The 15,441-nt window shown below is 58.7% G+C and carries 18 protein-coding genes and 1 pseudogene; 6 read left to right on the forward strand and 13 right to left on the reverse strand.

Going from position 1 to position 15,441, the window contains the following annotated elements; all coding sequences use genetic code 11:
* Nucleotides 1-36 precede the first annotated feature (36 nt).
* Genes AB4O11_RS13010 through AB4O11_RS13020 form a run of 3 tightly spaced genes read right to left on the reverse strand, consistent with a single transcriptional unit; the run spans nt 37 to nt 3,429 of the window.
* Nucleotides 37-942 (reverse strand): acyltransferase, encoded by a 906-nt coding sequence (locus AB4O11_RS13010; RefSeq protein ID WP_460130820.1) that lies wholly within the window; start codon nt 940-942, stop codon nt 37-39.
* Nucleotides 943-3,042, reverse strand: coding sequence for a phosphate acetyltransferase (gene pta, locus AB4O11_RS13015; protein ID WP_099758015.1), 2,100 nt, complete (start codon nt 3,040-3,042; stop codon nt 943-945).
* A 60-nt stretch (nt 3,043-3,102) separates the two neighbouring features.
* On the reverse strand, nt 3,103-3,429 hold the full coding sequence (locus AB4O11_RS13020; protein ID WP_093436299.1) for a DUF3565 domain-containing protein: 327 nt from the start codon (nt 3,427-3,429) through the stop codon (nt 3,103-3,105).
* Here AB4O11_RS13020 and AB4O11_RS13025 point away from each other — a divergent pair.
* The 3 genes from AB4O11_RS13025 (at nt 3,398) to AB4O11_RS13035 (ending at nt 5,759) form a co-directional block, all read left to right on the forward strand.
* The gene (locus AB4O11_RS13025) at nt 3,398-3,883 is read left to right on the forward strand and encodes an FKBP-type peptidyl-prolyl cis-trans isomerase (RefSeq protein WP_008085027.1); all 486 of its coding nucleotides are present in this window, start codon (nt 3,398-3,400) and stop codon (nt 3,881-3,883) included. The genes AB4O11_RS13020 and AB4O11_RS13025 overlap by 32 nt on opposite strands.
* A gap of 123 nt (nt 3,884-4,006) precedes the next feature.
* On the forward strand, nt 4,007-4,489 hold the full coding sequence (locus tag AB4O11_RS13030) for a glutathione peroxidase (RefSeq protein ID WP_093436016.1): 483 nt from the start codon (nt 4,007-4,009) through the stop codon (nt 4,487-4,489).
* Between the two features lie 166 nt (nt 4,490-4,655).
* Nucleotides 4,656-5,759: an NADH:flavin oxidoreductase gene (locus tag AB4O11_RS13035; RefSeq protein WP_093436019.1), complete on the forward strand. Its 1,104-nt coding sequence runs from the start codon at nt 4,656-4,658 to the stop codon at nt 5,757-5,759.
* Between the two features lie 136 nt (nt 5,760-5,895).
* Here the strand turns inward: AB4O11_RS13035 and AB4O11_RS13040 are convergent, their stop codons facing one another.
* Complete coding sequence (locus AB4O11_RS13040) at nt 5,896-7,095, reverse strand: glycosyltransferase family 4 protein (RefSeq protein WP_460130822.1); 1,200 nt, start codon at nt 7,093-7,095, stop codon at nt 5,896-5,898.
* Nucleotides 7,096-7,211: 116 nt separating this feature from the next.
* Here AB4O11_RS13040 and AB4O11_RS13045 point away from each other — a divergent pair, with 116 nt between their 5' ends.
* Nucleotides 7,212-7,787: a hypothetical protein gene (locus AB4O11_RS13045; RefSeq protein WP_414926663.1), complete on the forward strand. Its 576-nt coding sequence runs from the start codon at nt 7,212-7,214 to the stop codon at nt 7,785-7,787.
* Nucleotides 7,788-7,814: 27 nt separating this feature from the next.
* On the opposite strand, the gene cysZ is transcribed toward AB4O11_RS13045, so the two are convergent.
* Nucleotides 7,815-8,570 (reverse strand): sulfate transporter CysZ, encoded by a 756-nt coding sequence (cysZ, locus tag AB4O11_RS13050; RefSeq protein ID WP_064119384.1) that lies wholly within the window; start codon nt 8,568-8,570, stop codon nt 7,815-7,817.
* A 311-nt stretch (nt 8,571-8,881) separates the two neighbouring features.
* On the opposite strand from cysZ, the gene trxB reads away from it, so the two are divergent.
* Nucleotides 8,882-9,844: a thioredoxin-disulfide reductase gene (gene trxB / locus AB4O11_RS13055; protein WP_007912350.1), complete on the forward strand. Its 963-nt coding sequence runs from the start codon at nt 8,882-8,884 to the stop codon at nt 9,842-9,844.
* A gap of 187 nt (nt 9,845-10,031) precedes the next feature.
* On the opposite strand, the gene AB4O11_RS13060 is transcribed toward trxB, so the two are convergent.
* From AB4O11_RS13060 to AB4O11_RS13085, 6 genes are all read right to left on the reverse strand, one after another.
* The gene (locus tag AB4O11_RS13060) at nt 10,032-10,370 is read right to left on the reverse strand and encodes a HopJ type III effector protein (RefSeq protein WP_093436028.1); all 339 of its coding nucleotides are present in this window, start codon (nt 10,368-10,370) and stop codon (nt 10,032-10,034) included.
* Entirely contained in the window at nt 10,363-10,659 is a 297-nt protein-coding gene (locus AB4O11_RS13065; RefSeq protein ID WP_093436032.1) for a DUF1244 domain-containing protein, read from the reverse strand. Before AB4O11_RS13065 ends, AB4O11_RS13060 begins: the two co-directional genes overlap by 8 nt.
* A gap of 96 nt (nt 10,660-10,755) precedes the next feature.
* A complete protein-coding gene (gene folX / locus AB4O11_RS13070) occupies nt 10,756-11,127 on the reverse strand; it encodes a dihydroneopterin triphosphate 2'-epimerase (protein ID WP_093436035.1) in 372 nt (123 codons plus the stop codon).
* On the reverse strand, nt 11,128-11,688 hold the full coding sequence (folE, locus tag AB4O11_RS13075) for a GTP cyclohydrolase I FolE (RefSeq protein WP_460130824.1): 561 nt from the start codon (nt 11,686-11,688) through the stop codon (nt 11,128-11,130). It lies immediately after the preceding gene.
* 21 nt (nt 11,689-11,709) lie between these two features.
* Nucleotides 11,710-12,420, reverse strand: coding sequence for a dihydromonapterin reductase (gene folM, locus AB4O11_RS13080; RefSeq protein WP_093436042.1), 711 nt, complete (start codon nt 12,418-12,420; stop codon nt 11,710-11,712).
* A 133-nt stretch (nt 12,421-12,553) separates the two neighbouring features.
* A complete protein-coding gene (locus AB4O11_RS13085; RefSeq protein WP_093436046.1) occupies nt 12,554-13,120 on the reverse strand; it encodes an antibiotic biosynthesis monooxygenase in 567 nt (188 codons plus the stop codon).
* A 214-nt stretch (nt 13,121-13,334) separates the two neighbouring features.
* On the opposite strand from AB4O11_RS13085, the pseudogene AB4O11_RS13090 reads away from it, so the two are divergent.
* Nucleotides 13,335-14,295 (forward strand): annotated as a pseudogene (locus AB4O11_RS13090) (MerR family transcriptional regulator).
* A gap of 3 nt (nt 14,296-14,298) precedes the next feature.
* Here the strand turns inward: AB4O11_RS13090 and AB4O11_RS13095 are convergent.
* Both AB4O11_RS13095 and AB4O11_RS13100 read right to left on the reverse strand, forming a co-directional pair.
* Nucleotides 14,299-14,904: a hypothetical protein gene (locus tag AB4O11_RS13095; RefSeq protein WP_016987019.1), complete on the reverse strand. Its 606-nt coding sequence runs from the start codon at nt 14,902-14,904 to the stop codon at nt 14,299-14,301.
* Nucleotides 14,905-14,958: 54 nt separating this feature from the next.
* On the reverse strand, nt 14,959-15,435 hold the full coding sequence (locus AB4O11_RS13100) for a PAS domain-containing protein (protein ID WP_095049774.1): 477 nt from the start codon (nt 15,433-15,435) through the stop codon (nt 14,959-14,961).
* Between the last annotated feature and the right edge of the window lie 6 nt (nt 15,436-15,441).

Raw genomic sequence — 15,441 nt, forward strand, 5'->3', positions numbered from 1 at the left:
AACCGCTATCGCGAGCAGGCTCACTCCTACAAGGGATCAGTATTTGGCTGGGTATTCGCGGTGCATCTGTTCGAGCAACGCATCCTTGTCCAGCCACAGTTGATTGATCCAGCCCTGGAACTGCAGGCGATACTCGCCGTCCTGGTCGTAGTTCTTGCCAATGAACTGCTGGGGAATCTTCAGCTCTTCAAAGTGCACCACCACATCGCGCACATTGCCGCAGAGCAAATCCCAGAACCCCGGACGCCCGGCCGGGTAGTGGATGGTCACGTTGACGATCGACTCCAGTTGCTCGCCCATTGCATCCAGCACAAAGGCGATCCCGCCAGCCTTGGGCTTGAGAAGATATTTGAACGGCGACTGCTGCTGCGCATGCTTGCCTTCGGTGAAGCGTGTGCCTTCGACGAAGTTGAAAATCCCCACCGGGTTATCGCGAAATTTCGCACACGTCTTGCGGGTGGTTTCGAGGTCTTTGCCTTTCTTCTCCGGATGCTTGGTCAGATACGCCTTGGAGTAGCGCTTCATGAACGGAAAGCCCAGCGCCCACCACGCCAGACCGATCACCGGCACCCAGATCAGCTCCTGTTTGAGGAAGAATTTCAACGGTTGGATCTTTCGGTTGAGCACGTATTGCAGCACCAGAATATCCACCCAGCTCTGATGATTGCTGGTGATCAGGTACGAGTGTTGGTAATCGAGTCCTTGCAGACCGCTGAGGTGCCAGCGTGTACGCCGAACCAGATTCATCCAGCCCTTGTTGTTGCTGATCCACGCTTCGTGGGTGTGGCTCATCAGCCACAGCGAGGCGCGTCGGGCGAGGTCGAATGGCAGCACTTTGATCAGCGCCACGCAAAACAGAAACGAGCACAGCAGAATCGTATTGAGTGCCAACAGCAGCGAAGCGATCACGCCGCGCACGGGTGCAGGTAGAAAATCCAGCATTTACACATCCATAGGTCGGTTGGCGGCTTGAATCGCGGTGAGGGCGATGGTGTAGACGATGTCATCGACTTGTGCGCCGCGTGGCAAGTCATTCACCGGTTTGCGCAAGCCTTGCAGCATCGGCCCGAGGCTGACGCAATCGGCGCTGCGTTGTACGGCTTTGTGCGTGGTGTTGCCGGTGTTTAGATCGGGGAAGACGAACACCGTGGCGCGACCGGCCACCTGACTGTTTGGTGCCAGTTGCCGGGCGACTTCTGCGTTGGCGGCGGCGTCGTATTGCAGCGGGCCGTCGATCAGCAGCGAGTGCTGTTGTTCGTGGGCGAGGAGGGTGGCCTCGCGGACTTTCTCGACCTCTTCGCCAGTGGCCGATTCGCCGCTGGAGTAACTGATCATCGCCACGCGCGGAATGATGCCGAATGCAGCCGCCGAGTCGGCGCTTTGCAGGGCGATCTCGGCCAGTTCGCTGGCGCTCGGGTGTGGGTTCATCACGCAGTCGCCGTAAACCAGCACTTCCTCTGGGAAGAGCATGAAGAACACCGACGACACCAGCGTGCAGCCCGGCGCAGTCTTGATCAACTGAAGGGCCGGGCGAATGGTGTTGGCAGTGGTGTTGATCACGCCCGAGACCAGGCCGTCGACCTCGTCCAGCGCCAGCATCATGGTGCCGATCACTACGGTGTCTTCCAGTTGCTGTTCGGCCATCGGCGCGTTGAGGCTTTTAGTCTTGCGCAAGGCAACCATCGGCTCGATGTAGCGCTCGCGAATCAGGTCTGGATCAAGAATCTCCAGCCCTGGCGGCAAGGCGATGCCTTGGGCGCGGGCCACTGCTTCGACATCTTCCGGTTTGGCGAGTAACACGCAACGGGCGATCCCGCGTTCCTGGCAGATCGCCGCCGCTTGCACGGTGAACGGCTCGCTGCCTTCAGGCAGGACGATGCGTTTGTTCGCCGCTTGCGCACGCTGGATCAACTGATAGCGGAACACCGCCGGCGACAGGCGCATTTCCCGTGGCGTGCCACAGCGCTGGTGCAGCCATTTCGCGTCGAGATGGCTGGCGACGAAATCGGTGATGATCTCCGCACGCTCGCGGTCGTCAATCGGGATTTCCTTGTTCAGGCCGTTGAGCAGATTGGCGGTGTCGTAGGAGCCAGTACTCACCGATAGCACCGGCAAACCGGCCTGCAACGCACCACGGCACAGATCCATGATGCGCGGATCGGGCAGGGTGTCGCTGGTCAGCAACAGGCCCGCCAGCGGCACACCGTTGATCGCGGCGAGGCTGACGGCGAGGATGATGTCGTCGCGATCGCCCGGCGTCACCACCAGCACGCCGGGCTTGAGCAGCTCGACGGTGTTGCGCATGGTTCGCGCGCAGATGATGATTTTGGTCATTCGGCGGGTTTCGTAATCACCGGCATTAAGCACTTGTGCACCCATCAGGTCGGCAACGTCACGGGTACGTGGTGCGTTGAGTTCCGGCTGATAGGGAATGCAGCCGAGCAGGCGGAAATCACCGCTGCGCAGCAACGGCGAATGCTCCTTCAGGCGCGCAGCGAAGGCGTCCATGCTCTCTTCGGTCTTGACCTTGTTGAGGATCACCCCGAGGACTTTCGGGTCTTTCGGGCCGCCGAACAATTGCGCCTGCAATTCGACACGGCCGGAGAGTTCGGCGAGTACTTCGTTTTCTGGCGCCGAGACCAGAATCACCTCGGCATCCAGGCTTTTGGCCAGGTGCAAGTTGACCCGCGCGGCATAACTGGCGCTGCGGGTCGGCACCATGCCTTCGACGACCAGCACGTCTTTGCCGATGGCGGCTTGCTGATATAGCGTGATGATTTCTTCGAGCAGCTCATCGAGCTGACCGTCGCCGAGCATCCGCTCGACGTGCGCCAGGCCCAACGGTTGTGGCGGTTTCAACCCGTGGGTGCGCGCCACCAGTTCGGTGGAACGCTCGGGGCCGGTGTCACCCGGATGCGGCTGGGCAATCGGTTTGAAGAAACCGACTTTCAGCCCGGCTCGCTCAAGCGTGCGCACCAGCCCGAGGCTGATGGAGGTCAGACCCACACCAAAATCGGTGGGCGCGATAAAAAAAGTTTGCATGCGAATTCTCTAAAGTTGCATGGCAATGGCGATCGCCTATAGCTGACGACCTACCGAAATTCAGTCGCCAAGGTTATCGCTAACCGAGCCTTGTGCGCACCAACCGCAGGCAAAGGGTTGGCCTATTTTTTCAATACGTTGCGCCGGGTCCAGCACCCAGGCGCGCGATTGCCAGGGCGGCTGATGGCGCAGGTGCTGGGTGTGGCCACAGGAAAGCTCGACGACCCAGTGACCGTCCTCGTCCTGATGAAAGCCTGCGATCGTCGAAACCCGTTTGTCCGGGTTGTGTTCGCTTTCGCGCGATTGCTTCGCTAAACTTGGCCTTTCTATATTCTTATGCAAAAGGTCTCGCCCCATGCTGATCGCCGCCAATAAGGCTGTCTCCATCGACTATACCCTGACCAACGACGCTGGTGAGGTCATCGACAGCTCCGCCGGCGGCGCTCCGCTGGTCTACCTGCAAGGCGCAGGCAACATCATCCCGGGCCTGGAAAAAGCTCTGGATGGCAAAGCTGTTGGTGACGAGCTGGAAGTTTCCGTTGAGCCGGAAGACGCTTACGGCGAATACGCCGCCGAGCTGGTCAGCACCCTGAGCCGCAGCATGTTCGAAGGCGTTGACGAGCTGGAAGTCGGCATGCAGTTCCACGCTTCGGCGCCGGACGGCCAGATGCAAATCGTCACCATCCGTGACCTCGACGGCGATGACGTGACCGTTGATGGCAACCACCCACTGGCCGGTCAGCGCCTGAACTTCAAAGTGAAGATCGTTGACATCCGTGATGCCAGCCAGGAAGAAATCGCTCATGGCCACGTCCATGGCGAAGGTGGCCATCACCACTGATTTTCTGCGCTAAGCTTCGAGTACTGGAGAGGCGCCTGCGGGCGCCTTTTTAGTCCGCGGCTGTCCTTGGTGACCTCGCCAAGTGGCTGTTTCGAGTGGAACACGGGAATCTTGGAGTTCGTCATGAGTGCTTTTCACGACCTTAAGTTGACAGCCCTGGATGGTCAGGAGCTACCGCTGGCGCCGTTCAAGGGCCAAGTCGTGCTGGTGGTCAACGTCGCCTCCAAATGCGGCTTGACCCCACAGTACGCGGCGCTGGAAAACCTCTATCAGCAATACAAAGGCAAAGGTTTCAGCGTGCTGGGCCTGCCGTGCAACCAGTTTGCCGGCCAGGAACCAGGCAGCGAAAAGGAAATTCAGGATTTCTGCAGCCTCAACTATGGCGTGACATTCCCGTTGTCGAGCAAGCTCGAAGTCAACGGTCATGATCGTCACCAGCTCTACCGTCTGCTGGCGGGCGAGGGGGCGGAGTTTCCTGGGGACATCACCTGGAATTTCGAGAAGTTTCTGCTCGGCAAGGACGGCCGGGTGCTGGCGCGGTTCTCGCCGCGCACGGCGCCGGATGATCCGACCATTGTGCATGCGATTGAAAAAGCGCTGAGCTGAAACAGCAAGATCAAAAGATCGCAGCCTTCGGCAGCTCTTAAAGGGCCTGCCGGTGCTGCGATCTTTTCGTTTCTGATCCTTGATCATTCAAATCAATAGTGCTGTTCAAAGCCTTTGACTGTCCATATTATCGCCGTCATAAAGTCATTCCCTGTGGAGCCTTCCAATGCCGGTTCAAGCCCTGTTCAAACCGTTCCAACTCGGTGCCCTCGAACTGCCGACCCGCGTGGTCATGGCGCCGATGACTCGCTCCTTTTCCCCGGGCGGCGTGCCTAATTCGAAAGTCATTGAGTATTACCGTCGTCGCGCGGCCGCCGGCGTTGGCCTGATCATCACCGAAGGCACTACCGTCGGCCACATTGCCTCCAATGGTTATCCGAACGTGCCGCAGTTCTTTGGCGACGCGCCATTGGCCGGCTGGAAGAAGGTCGTCGATGCGGTTCACGCCGAAGGGGGCAAGATCGTTCCGCAACTGTGGCATGTGGGCAGCGTGCGTCGCATCGGCACCGAGCCGGACGCCAGCGTGCCGGGTTACGGTCCGTCGGAAAAAATCAAGGACGGTCAGGTCGTGGTGCACGGCATGACTAAACAAGACATTCAGGATGTGATCGCAGCCTTCGCCCAAGCGGCCAAAGATGCACAGAGCATCGGCATGGACGGCGTGGAAATCCACGGCGCCCACGGTTACCTGATCGACCAGTTTTTCTGGGAGGGCAGCAACCAGCGCACCGACGAATACGGTGGCAGCCTGGCCAACCGTTCACGTTTCGCCATTGAATTGATTCAAGCCGTGCGTGCGGCGGTCGGTGAAGGCTTCCCGATCATCTTCCGTTTCTCGCAATGGAAACAGCAGGACTACACGGCGCGTCTGGTGCAAACCCCGCAAGCGCTGGGTGAATTCCTCAAGCCGCTGTCTGACGCTGGCGTGGATATTTTCCACTGCTCGACGCGCCGCTTCTGGGAGCCGGAATTTGACGGTTCCGAGCTGAACCTGGCCGGCTGGACCCGCAAACTCACCGGCAAGCCGACCATCACCGTTGGCAGTGTTGGCCTTGATGGCGAGTTCCTGCAATTCATGGTCAACACCGACAAGGTCGCGCAACCGGCCAGTCTGGAGAATCTGCTGGAGCGTCTGAATAAAGAGGAGTTCGATCTGGTGGCGGTGGGGCGTGCGTTGCTGGTCGATCCGGATTGGGCGCAGAAAGTCCGCGAAGGGCGTGAACAGGATATTTTGCCGTTCAGCCGTGAGGCGTTGATGACGCTGGTTTAAGCGGCGCTCTCACTGACCCCTTCGCGAGCAAGCTCGCTCCCACAGGTTTCTCTGCTGTTCACAAAATTTGTGTTCACTGGAGATCCCCTGTGGGAGCGAGCTTGCTCGCGAAGGCGGTTCTAACGTCAGCAGAGAATCAGGGCAATGTCTGCGCATTCGGCACCACTTGCTCCCCTACACAAGCCCCGCGCAAATGCTTTTCAAACTGCTCGATAACCGCCGGCCAGCCCTGGCGACTCGCATGCTGCCGCGCATTCAGGCGCACGCAGCGCAACGTTTCATCCTCTTCCAGCAACCATGCCGCCGCCTCGCAAAAGGCTGGCTCATCACCAGGCATCGCCAGCACGCCGTTGTAGCCATGGCGAATATGCTGAGCCGCCGCAGCCTGATCGTAAGCCACCACACCCAGCCCGGATGCCAGCGCCTCCAGCACCACATTACCGAAGGTTTCGGTCAGACTCGGAAATAGAAACAAATCACCAGACGCATAGTGCGCCGCCAACGCTTCACCGCGCTGCGCGCCGCAGAAAATCGCCTCGGGCACATCCTTTTCCAGCGCTAGCCGCTGCGGCCCGTCGCCGACGACGATCAGTTTCAGATTGCGCTGTGGATAAGTGTCGCGCAGTTTTTCGAAGCAGCGTTTTAGCAGGCCAAGGTTCTTCTCCGGCGCGAGTCGTCCTACGTGAATCACTGCAATGTCCTGCTCGGACAGGCCCCATTGCTCACGCAAGGCGTTCAGCCGTTTGCTCGGATGAAACAACTGGCTGTCGACCCCGCGCGACAACAGCGCCAAGCGCTCGAAATGCCGCCGTTCCAGTTCCAGGCGCTGGCTGACGCTCGGCACCAGCGTCATGGCCGAGCGATTGTGAAACCAGCGCAGATAATGCGTGAGCATCCGCGTCAGCAGACCGAGCCCGTATTGGCTGGTGTATTGCTGAAAATTGGTGTGAAAACCGCTGACCACCGATATCCCCAGACGCCGCGCCGCACGCAGCGCCGACAACCCGAGCGGGCCTTCCGTGGCGATGTACAACACGTCGGGACGCTGGCGCTTCCAGCGCCGCAGCAGTTTGTGCATCGACGACTGACCCCATTGCAGCCCCGGATATCCCGGCAACGGCCAGCCCCGACACAGTAGCAGCGCGTCATCTTCACTGCGCTGCGGATCACCGGCCTGACGCGGCCGCACCAGTTCAACCTGATGCCCACGCGCGCGCAGTCCATCGCACAAGCGGCCAAGGGTATTGGCCACCCCGTTGATTTCCGGTGGGAAGGTTTCGCTGATCAGAGTGATATGTAGAGCTGTCGTCATGACCCCAGTGTCGACTGAGGCCATGTCGTCATTGTGTCGAGTTGATGATGGATTGATGACAGCCACTGGCCCCGCTGGGCTCAATATTTTCGCCGGTCGGTCGTTAGCCTTGATTGAACGTTTGAACCAAGGAAATGGCTATGGCGGAAAATGTCTACGCGTCCCCTGAGGCGAATCTGTTGAACGAAGATGTGCAGGCTGCGGGATTTTACGTGGTTGCCAGATGGAAATTCATTCTGCTGTCGGTGCTCAGTTTTGGCCTGTATTTCTATTATTGGTCGTACAAAAACTGGAGCCTGTACAAGCAGCGGACGCAGGAAGAGCTGTGGCCAGTGGCGCGCGGTATCTTCTATATATTTTTCGTGCACAGGCTGTATCGTCATGCAGACAAGACGATTCACGACAGCGGCCGAAAATCCAGCTGGGATCTTGAGCAGTGGGCAACGGTGTTTGTGGTATTGACGTTGCTTGCAGTGGTGCTCGATAAACTATCGAGCCATTTCGAAGGCTTGTTGTACCTGAGTTTGTTTGCTATGGCACTGCTGCCGCTCAGAGCTTATGTCGCCAGTGAAGGCCAGCAACTGATCAACCTGGCCGCCAACGATCCGCAAGGTTTGGGCAACAACCGCCTGAATGCCTGGAATTTTTTGATCATCGTTCCAGGCATCGCCCTGTGGGCATTGGTGCTGATCGGGACGTGGAGCTTTTTCCACTGAGGCAGCGGCAAAACCACAGCGTCTGGCTCAGGCCTTTTCCTGAGCCAGCACCTCGGCACCGCGCTCACGCACCCAGAACAACGTCGCCCCGGCCACCGCCGCCGGCATCATCAGGATGTTGACCACCGGAATCAGCAGCACCAGATAGACGATCCCGCCAAAGCTCATGCTCTGCCAGCGCTTTTGCCGCAACCAGGCAAGCATTTCGTTCCAGCCCAGTTTGTGGTTATCCGCCGGGTAGTCGATGTACTGGATCGCCATCATCCACACGCCGAATAACAGCCACAGCGGTGCAGCAACGATATTCACCACCGGGATGAACGAGAGAATGAACAGTCCGATCGCCCGTGGCAGGAAGTAGCCGAGTTTGCGCATTTCCCGGGCCAAGGTGCGCGGGACCATCGCGATCAGTTCGCCCCAGCTGAACGCCGGGAAGTCATCAGTGCCGCGTACCACCACTTCGACTTTTTCCGCGAGGAAGCCGTTGAACGGTGCGGCGATTACGTTGGCCAGCATAGTGAAAGTAAAGAACACCATCAGCGCCACTAGCACTACAAACAGTGGCCAGAGGATGTAACTGAGGAAGCTCAGCCATTCGGGCAGCGATGGCATCAGCGTATCGACCCATAGACTGAACTGGTGGCCGGCCAGATAAATCAATCCGACGAACAGCACCAGGTTGATCGCCAGCGGCAACAACACGAACAGGCGCAGGCCGGGGCTGAGAACCAGTTTGAGGCCTTCGCGCAGGTATTGCGGGCCGGACAGAACAGGGGCGGGCATAAGGTGCTCCGAGCAAGGGAAAACGCGCCGACCTTACCGACTTTGCAACGACGGCGAAAGCACGGTAGAGCAATCGACATTCACTGTAACAAAGACGTCCATCTCGTCAGTGTGTCGGCATAGAGACCACCTATGAGCTGGATTGTTAAACCGTATTTCCTTAATCTTGCCCCCCTCGATACGCTGCACCCAACTTTTTACAGGACTGTCGAGCTCAAGCCTTCCCCAAGGTTTTCCACGGTCCTTTTTTATTCCCGCCGGCAGTCCGGCGATCCGTGCCAGTTTTTCGGCCCGGTCAACAGGAGCAGGTCATGTCTGAAGTCCGTCATTCGCGAGTGATTATTCTCGGTTCCGGCCCAGCCGGTTACAGCGCTGCGGTATACGCGGCCCGCGCCAACCTCAAGCCACTGCTGATCACCGGCATGCAGGCTGGCGGTCAACTGACCACCACTACTGAAGTCGACAACTGGCCGGGCGATGTGCACGGTCTGACCGGTCCAGCCCTGATGGAGCGGATGCGCGAGCACGCCGAGCGTTTTGAAACCGAGATCGTTTTCGATCACATCAACGCCGTGGACTTCGCTGCCAAGCCTTACACCCTGACCGGCGACAGCGCGACCTACACCTGCGACGCCCTGATCATCGCTACCGGTGCCAGCGCGCGTTACCTGGGCCTGCCATCGGAAGAAGCGTTCATGGGCAAAGGCGTTTCCGCCTGCGCAACCTGCGACGGATTCTTCTATCGCAACAAGCCTGTTGCAGTGGTCGGCGGCGGCAACACCGCTGTTGAAGAAGCTCTGTACCTGGCCAACATCGCCAGCACCGTGACCCTGATCCACCGTCGCGAAACCTTCCGCGCCGAGAAGATCCTGATCGACAAGCTCAACGCTCGCGTGGCTGAAGGCAAGATCATCCTCAAGTTGAACGCCAACCTCGACGAAGTGCTGGGCGACAACATGGGCGTGACCGGTGCGCGTCTGAAGAACAACGATGGCAGCTTCGACGAAATCACCGTCGACGGCGTGTTCATCGCCATCGGCCACACCCCGAACACCTCGCTGTTCGAAGGCCAGTTGACCCTCAAAGACGGTTATCTGGTGGTGCACGGCGGCCGTGAAGGCAATGCTACGGCGACCAGCGTCGAAGGCATCTTCGCCGCCGGTGACGTGGCTGACCACGTTTACCGCCAGGCGATCACCTCGGCCGGCGCTGGCTGCATGGCGGCACTGGATACCGAGCGTTACCTGGACGGTCTGCAGAACGCTTCGTTCTAAATCGCAGACATAAAAAAACCGGCCAGATTGGCCGGTTTTTTTGTGCCCGAGAATCACAGTCACCACAGATCAAATGTGGGAGCGAGCCTGCTCGCGAATGCGGTGTATCCGTCGACATCAATGTTGAATGTCAGTCCGTATTCGCGAGCAGGCTCGCTCCCACAGGGATTTTGTGTGGATAGAGGAATCAGCGGCGGGTCAGGGGTTGAGCGGTGAATTTGACGCCGGCCAGACCGTGCTGGATCAACGCACGGATATTGCCGTGATCACTGCCCTCAGGCGTCGCCACTACCGAGCGGTAATGCTCGCCGAACGCCAGCAGCGCGTCTTCATCGCTCAGGCCTTCCAGCAGTGCCAGACCCAGGGTCTTGCAAGAACCTTCGTTCTGCCCGGCGGCGTTTTCCACGCCACCGTTGTTGAACGCCTGCGGCTGATAGTCGTAACCGGCGGCGATGAAGGCCAGCGTGTCGGCGAAAGCGTGTTCGCCGCTCTTGAGGCTGGCGCGCAGGGTGTTCAGATCACTCATGGGTTTTTCCTTTGGCGAACGCGGCTTGTTGCTCGGCGTTGGCTTCTTGCTGAAATTGGGCTTTCCACTCGGCGTACGGCATGCCGTAAACCACTTCGCGGGCGTCGTCGAGGCTGATCTCGATCTGGCGCTCGTCGGCTTCGGCCTTGTACCACTTCGACAGGCAGTTGCGGCAGAACCCGGCAAGGTTCATCAGATCGATGTTCTGCACGTCCTTGCGGCTGTCCAGGTGGGCGACCAGCCGGCGGAAGGCGGCAGCTTCGAGTTCGAGGCGTTGTTGCTCGTTCATGGGAGTCTCTGCGAGACAGCTTCAAGCGACGAGCTTCAAGCTGCAAAATGGGTGGCGGTGATACGAAGTTTACAGCTTGCCGCTTGAAGCTTGAAGCTAGCGGTTCGCTGCAAGCGTGATTGACACCGACTCGGCAAAACGCAGCGCGTGCGGCTTGTCGACTTCGACTTCGGCATACAGCACTGAACCGTTGCTCATCACCAGGTCGAGCAATTCCTGCGTCAGGCGTTCGAGCAGCGCAAAGCGGTTGCCCTCGACGTGGGCGATGATCGCTTTGGTGATCGTGCGGTAATTCAGCGCGTGGTCGATATCATTGTCACGCACCGCTTCCTGCGCGGCGTACAGAATGGTCAGGTTGATCAGCACATCCTGCTTGTTGAGGATTTCGTCCTCGTTGATCCCGATAAAGGTGCGCAAGCGCAGATCCTTGACCCGGATGCGCGCCATTCCCGGCTGAAGTTGTGGCATTTACTTGCTCCGTCCAATCAATTGCAGGAACTCCTGGCGGGTGTTGCTCGACTCGCGGAACGCGCCGAGCATGACCGAGGTGTTCATGGTCGAATTCTGTTTCTCGACACCGCGCATCATCATGCACATGTGTCTGGCCTCAATGACGACCGCGACGCCGGCGGCATCGGTGACCTGTTGCACCGCATCGGCAATTTGCCGGGTGAGGTTTTCCTGAATCTGCAGGCGTCGGGCGAACATGTCCACCAGTCGCGCGATTTTCGACAGACCCAGCACCTTGCCCGTCGGAATATAAGCCACATGGGCCTTGCCGATGAAGGGCAGCAGGTGATGTTCGCACAAAGAGTACAACTCGATGTCGGCGACGATGATCATCTCGTCACTGTCCGAGGCAAACAGCGCGCCGTTGACGATCTCATCGACGCTTTGCTCGTAACCGTGACACAGGTATTGCATGGACTTGGCCGCGCGCACCGGGGTGTCTTGCAGTCCTTCGCGGTCGGGATCTTCACCGAGGCCAATGAGGAGTTCGCGGTAATTCTCGGGCAGTGAGCGGGTCATGGGCAGCCTCGCAGGCAGGTGTTATTTGACGTGCCTTCCGCCGTTGACGGTCAGGGTCGTACCGGTGACATAAGGGTTGTCGAGCAGATAGCGCAGGCTCTGGTAGATCACTTCGCTGCCGGGTTCGATGCCCAGCGCGGACTTGGCCAGTGCCTTGGCGCGGTACGCCGCGTCGTCGTCGGGATTGAACAATAGCAGGGCCGGGGCGATGCCGTTGACCTTGATGGTCGGCGCATAGCGGGCGGCGAAGGACAGGGTCAGGCTGTCGAGCCCGGCTTTGCTGGCGCAATAGCCAATGTGCTTGCTGCTGCCCTTGCGGGTGACATCGTCGCTGATATGAATGATGTCGGCGGGCGTCGAGTGTTTTAGCAGTTCACCGCAGTGCAGGTTGATCAGGTACGGTGCGAGCATGTGCAGATTGAACATGCGCGTGAAGGCTTCGGCTTCGCTGCCCGGGGTTTCGGCCAGCCACTCGGAGGCGTTGTGCACGATGGCGCGCAAGCTGTCGGTGTGGGTTTTCAGTTCGGCGATGAAAGCGAGAATCGCGGCTTCGCTGGAAAAGTCGGCGAACAGGCCGAGGGCGCCCAGATCGCGCAGCGTTTGCACGCCGGGGCGTTCGCTGCGGTAAGTGAAGATGACGCGATAGCCATCCTCGAGCAGCCGCTGCGCACAATGCAGGCCGACACGCTGGCCGGCACCGGTGATGAGGATCGGGGCTGAGGAATCAGGCATGAACGGCTCGCATCGCGGTTGGAGCAAAAACTATAACAGCGACGAGCCCGAAAAGATCGCAGCCTGCGGCAGCTCCTGCCCTGGTCTGTGTTCAGTCCTGCAGGAGCTGTCGAGTGCAACGAGGCTGCGATCTTTAATGTTTCTGAGGTGTCGCCGATACAGGCAGTCGTACCGGCGTACTGTTCAGCCAGTTCGCCAGCAATCGGGTCGACAGCGGAATAAAGAAGTAAACCATCAGCGGCGTCAGGCACGCCGTGCTGATCAACATACGCGGCAACAGGCTCAGTTCTGCGAGCAACGGGCCGAGGACAAAGTTGAACAGCAGTGACACCGGAAAGAACGCCAGCCAGATCGCGACGGCCTGTTTCCACCGTGGAGGACGTTGCCCGGCAGCGCCGAACCAGCCTTCGATGCCACTGACTCGATGTTCTTTCGGGTGGGCAAACAGGTCGCTGCCACGGCTCAGCCACGCGGTACGTGAAACCGAATGTTCCCACGCATGCAACGTCTGCTCATCGACAAAGCGGAAGATGATCTGGAATTCATTATCGCCGGGCGGCGGAGCGAGCACGCCAGAGCCCAGGTAACCGGGGAAATCAGTGGCCAGTTGTTCGCCTTCGCGCAGCCAGGCGATCAAGTCCTGATAACGGCCATCAGCGACGCGACGGGCAACCATCAGCGTGACAGGGGAAGTAGACATTATGTATCTCCGTATTTCATTTGCGTCGCTCCGGGTAGGAGTTTCGCCTGACGCAGGGCCGGGGTAGAGGCCTGCGTTTTTCAACAAGCAAGGATTATTCCGGTTTTTCCCGATTAAACCAGCGACTTTCGTCGCATTTCTGCACTTGATCGCAATCGGGGCATAAGCGTTAGAATGGGATCCAAATCTCTCCGACATGGAAGTTGAACAGCCTATGCCTGTCATCACGGACGCAAAGCCTCGCTTCGCAGACATCTTCTGCGCTCGAGCGCGAGGATCTGTTCCCTATCCGTGAGGTCGCACGCCTGACAGGTGTAAACCCGGTGACCTTGCGCGCGTGGGAGCGGCGCTATGGTCTGATTCAGCCCACGCGCACCGAAAGTGGGCATCGGCTCTATTCGATGACCGATATCGAGCGCGTGCGCAGCATCGTCGACTGGATTGATCGCGGGGTCGCCGTGAGCAAGGTCGGCAAGATCCTCGCCAAGACCGAACCGATGAAAGTATTGGCGCACATCATCCCGGATGACTTGGTGCAGGCGGATTACCTGCAATGGCAGGAGCAGATCCAGCAGGCGGTCAGTGCGTTCGACGACCAGCAACTGGACCGCGTCTATGGGCAGATTTTCTCTTCATACTCATTGCCGGTGGTGTTTCAGGACATCCTCATGCCTTTGTGGCTGCAATTGTTGCAGCGCCAGGAGGCTTTCGGGCAAACCAGCGAGTGGTTGTTCTTCGATGGATTCCTGCGGGCGCGGGTATTGCAGCGGATCGTCATGCTGCGTGGTACGCAACCGCGCCGAGTGATCGTCAGCGCGCTGGCCGGGCAATGTCGAGAGCTGGAGTTGTTGGTGGCGGCGCTGTTTCTCAGCGACAGCAATTCCGGTGTTCGGGTGCTGACCACAGGTCAGCCATTCGATGAGCTGACGTTGGTTTGCGAAAAGATCAAACCTGATGCACTCGTGCTGTTTTCCAATCATGCGCCCAGCGCCGAATTGCCTCGGCGTTTGAACCGCTTGGCATTGAGTCTCGATTGTCAGTTGATGCTGGCGGGCGACGCTTCAGATCTGGCACAGGACAGCTTGGCCGGATCCTCTGTTGCTTGCCTGGGCAATGAAGGCGCGAACATGCGTCAGCGCATGCTGCAGTTTCTGGCCGGCAATCTGGATACCTGAAACTCAGGTGTGAAGGGCAGGATGCGTCAGGCGATGTTGCTGCAGGATGAACTGGCGCAGACGCTCGGTTTCATCGGTGTCGGTCTGGCTCAGTTCGTAGGCGTAGAAACCGCTCTCGGTTTCCCGTTCGAAATTGCCGCGCAATGAAATCCGCTCGTAACCCGAAGGGCTGAACCACAGCGCGAAATGCTTGGGCGGTTTGGTCTTGTTGCGCACTTCCAGCAGCACACCTTTGTGCGAAACCTCGTGGACCCACAACGTGCCCGGCTGACCTTTGGCGTTTTCCAGAGCTACCGGCTCTTCGAGAGTCAAACGCCATGGCCGCACCATCGGGCCGTCTTCGTAAATACTCGGTACGCCGAGACGCAGGTGCAACGCGTGAAACTCGTCTTCGACCAGATGCAACGGGAAGGTCATCTGCTGATTTTCGAAGTTGGCCTGAATGGTCACTTGCTCGTGAGCGGCCAGGCGCGTGAGCAAATCACGGATTTGCGAACCGCCGTTAACCAGCAGACTCGACGTCGCATCCCGCACGTTCAGTTGCGGGTTGTGCTGCATGGTCTGGATGAAATCCAGCTCATCCTGAGTGAGGAGGGCGTCGCGCTGCATGGCTAACTCGAAAGGTATAGTTACAAAGTCATTGGTGATTGTAGTTAATGACACTTAGTTCGCGATTTTGTTTTGACCGTTTGTCGCTTTCAATGCAGCCAGTTCTGCTTTGAGGGCAACGACCTCAGCTTCCAGTTGAATCACGCGCTGTTGTGCCTTGACCTGAACGGTGACGTCCTTCTGCACGCCAACGAAATACGTCTGCCCGTCTTCGACGTTTTTCACCGTCGAAATCGACAGTTCATTCCAGAACGGCGTACCGTCCTTGCGATAGTTACGCAGGATTTCCCGGCACGAGCCGCCGTTATCCAGCGTCTCGCGAATCAGTTTCAGGCTGTCCTGATCGCGGTCTCCAGACTGCAGAAAGCGGCAGTCCTGATAGAGGATTTCCTCACTGGTGTAGCCGGTCAGTCGTTCAAAGGCCGGGTTCACATAGATCAGGATATCGTTCTGTTCACCTTCTTTCTCCGCGACCACTATCCCGTCATTCGACGCATTGATCACCATTTGCAGCAGGCTGGCGTTGATCATCTTTGA

The organism is Pseudomonas sp. H1_D05 (assembly GCF_054682705.1).

Bases quoted from the DNA above. Each gene is read 5' to 3' on its own strand.
- AB4O11_RS13085 (WP_093436046.1), bottom strand. From the start codon at position 13,120: ATGTCTACTTCCCCTGTCACGCTGATGGTTGCCCGTCGCGTCGCTGAT.
- AB4O11_RS13020 (WP_093436299.1), bottom strand. From the start codon at position 3,429: ATGGAGACAGCCTTATTGGCGGCGATCAGCATGGGGCGAGACCTTTTG.
- AB4O11_RS13035 (WP_093436019.1), top strand. From the start codon at position 4,656: ATGCCGGTTCAAGCCCTGTTCAAACCGTTCCAACTCGGTGCCCTCGAA.
- AB4O11_RS13095 (WP_016987019.1), bottom strand. From the start codon at position 14,904: ATGCAGCGCGACGCCCTCCTCACTCAGGATGAGCTGGATTTCATCCAG.
- pta (WP_099758015.1), bottom strand. From the start codon at position 3,042: ATGCAAACTTTTTTTATCGCGCCCACCGATTTTGGTGTGGGTCTGACC.
- folM (WP_093436042.1), bottom strand. From the start codon at position 12,420: ATGCCTGATTCCTCAGCCCCGATCCTCATCACCGGTGCCGGCCAGCGT.
- AB4O11_RS13065 (WP_093436032.1), bottom strand. From the start codon at position 10,659: ATGAACGAGCAACAACGCCTCGAACTCGAAGCTGCCGCCTTCCGCCGG.
- AB4O11_RS13010 (WP_460130820.1), bottom strand. From the start codon at position 942: ATGCTGGATTTTCTACCTGCACCCGTGCGCGGCGTGATCGCTTCGCTG.
- AB4O11_RS13030 (WP_093436016.1), top strand. From the start codon at position 4,007: ATGAGTGCTTTTCACGACCTTAAGTTGACAGCCCTGGATGGTCAGGAG.
- AB4O11_RS13045 (WP_414926663.1), top strand. From the start codon at position 7,212: ATGGCGGAAAATGTCTACGCGTCCCCTGAGGCGAATCTGTTGAACGAA.
- AB4O11_RS13040 (WP_460130822.1), bottom strand. From the start codon at position 7,095: ATGGCCTCAGTCGACACTGGGGTCATGACGACAGCTCTACATATCACT.
- folX (WP_093436035.1), bottom strand. From the start codon at position 11,127: ATGCCACAACTTCAGCCGGGAATGGCGCGCATCCGGGTCAAGGATCTG.
- trxB (WP_007912350.1), top strand. From the start codon at position 8,882: ATGTCTGAAGTCCGTCATTCGCGAGTGATTATTCTCGGTTCCGGCCCA.
- AB4O11_RS13100 (WP_095049774.1), bottom strand. From the start codon at position 15,435: ATGATCAACGCCAGCCTGCTGCAAATGGTGATCAATGCGTCGAATGAC.
- cysZ (WP_064119384.1), bottom strand. From the start codon at position 8,570: ATGCCCGCCCCTGTTCTGTCCGGCCCGCAATACCTGCGCGAAGGCCTC.
- AB4O11_RS13060 (WP_093436028.1), bottom strand. From the start codon at position 10,370: ATGAGTGATCTGAACACCCTGCGCGCCAGCCTCAAGAGCGGCGAACAC.
- AB4O11_RS13025 (WP_008085027.1), top strand. From the start codon at position 3,398: ATGCTGATCGCCGCCAATAAGGCTGTCTCCATCGACTATACCCTGACC.
- folE (WP_460130824.1), bottom strand. From the start codon at position 11,688: ATGACCCGCTCACTGCCCGAGAATTACCGCGAACTCCTCATTGGCCTC.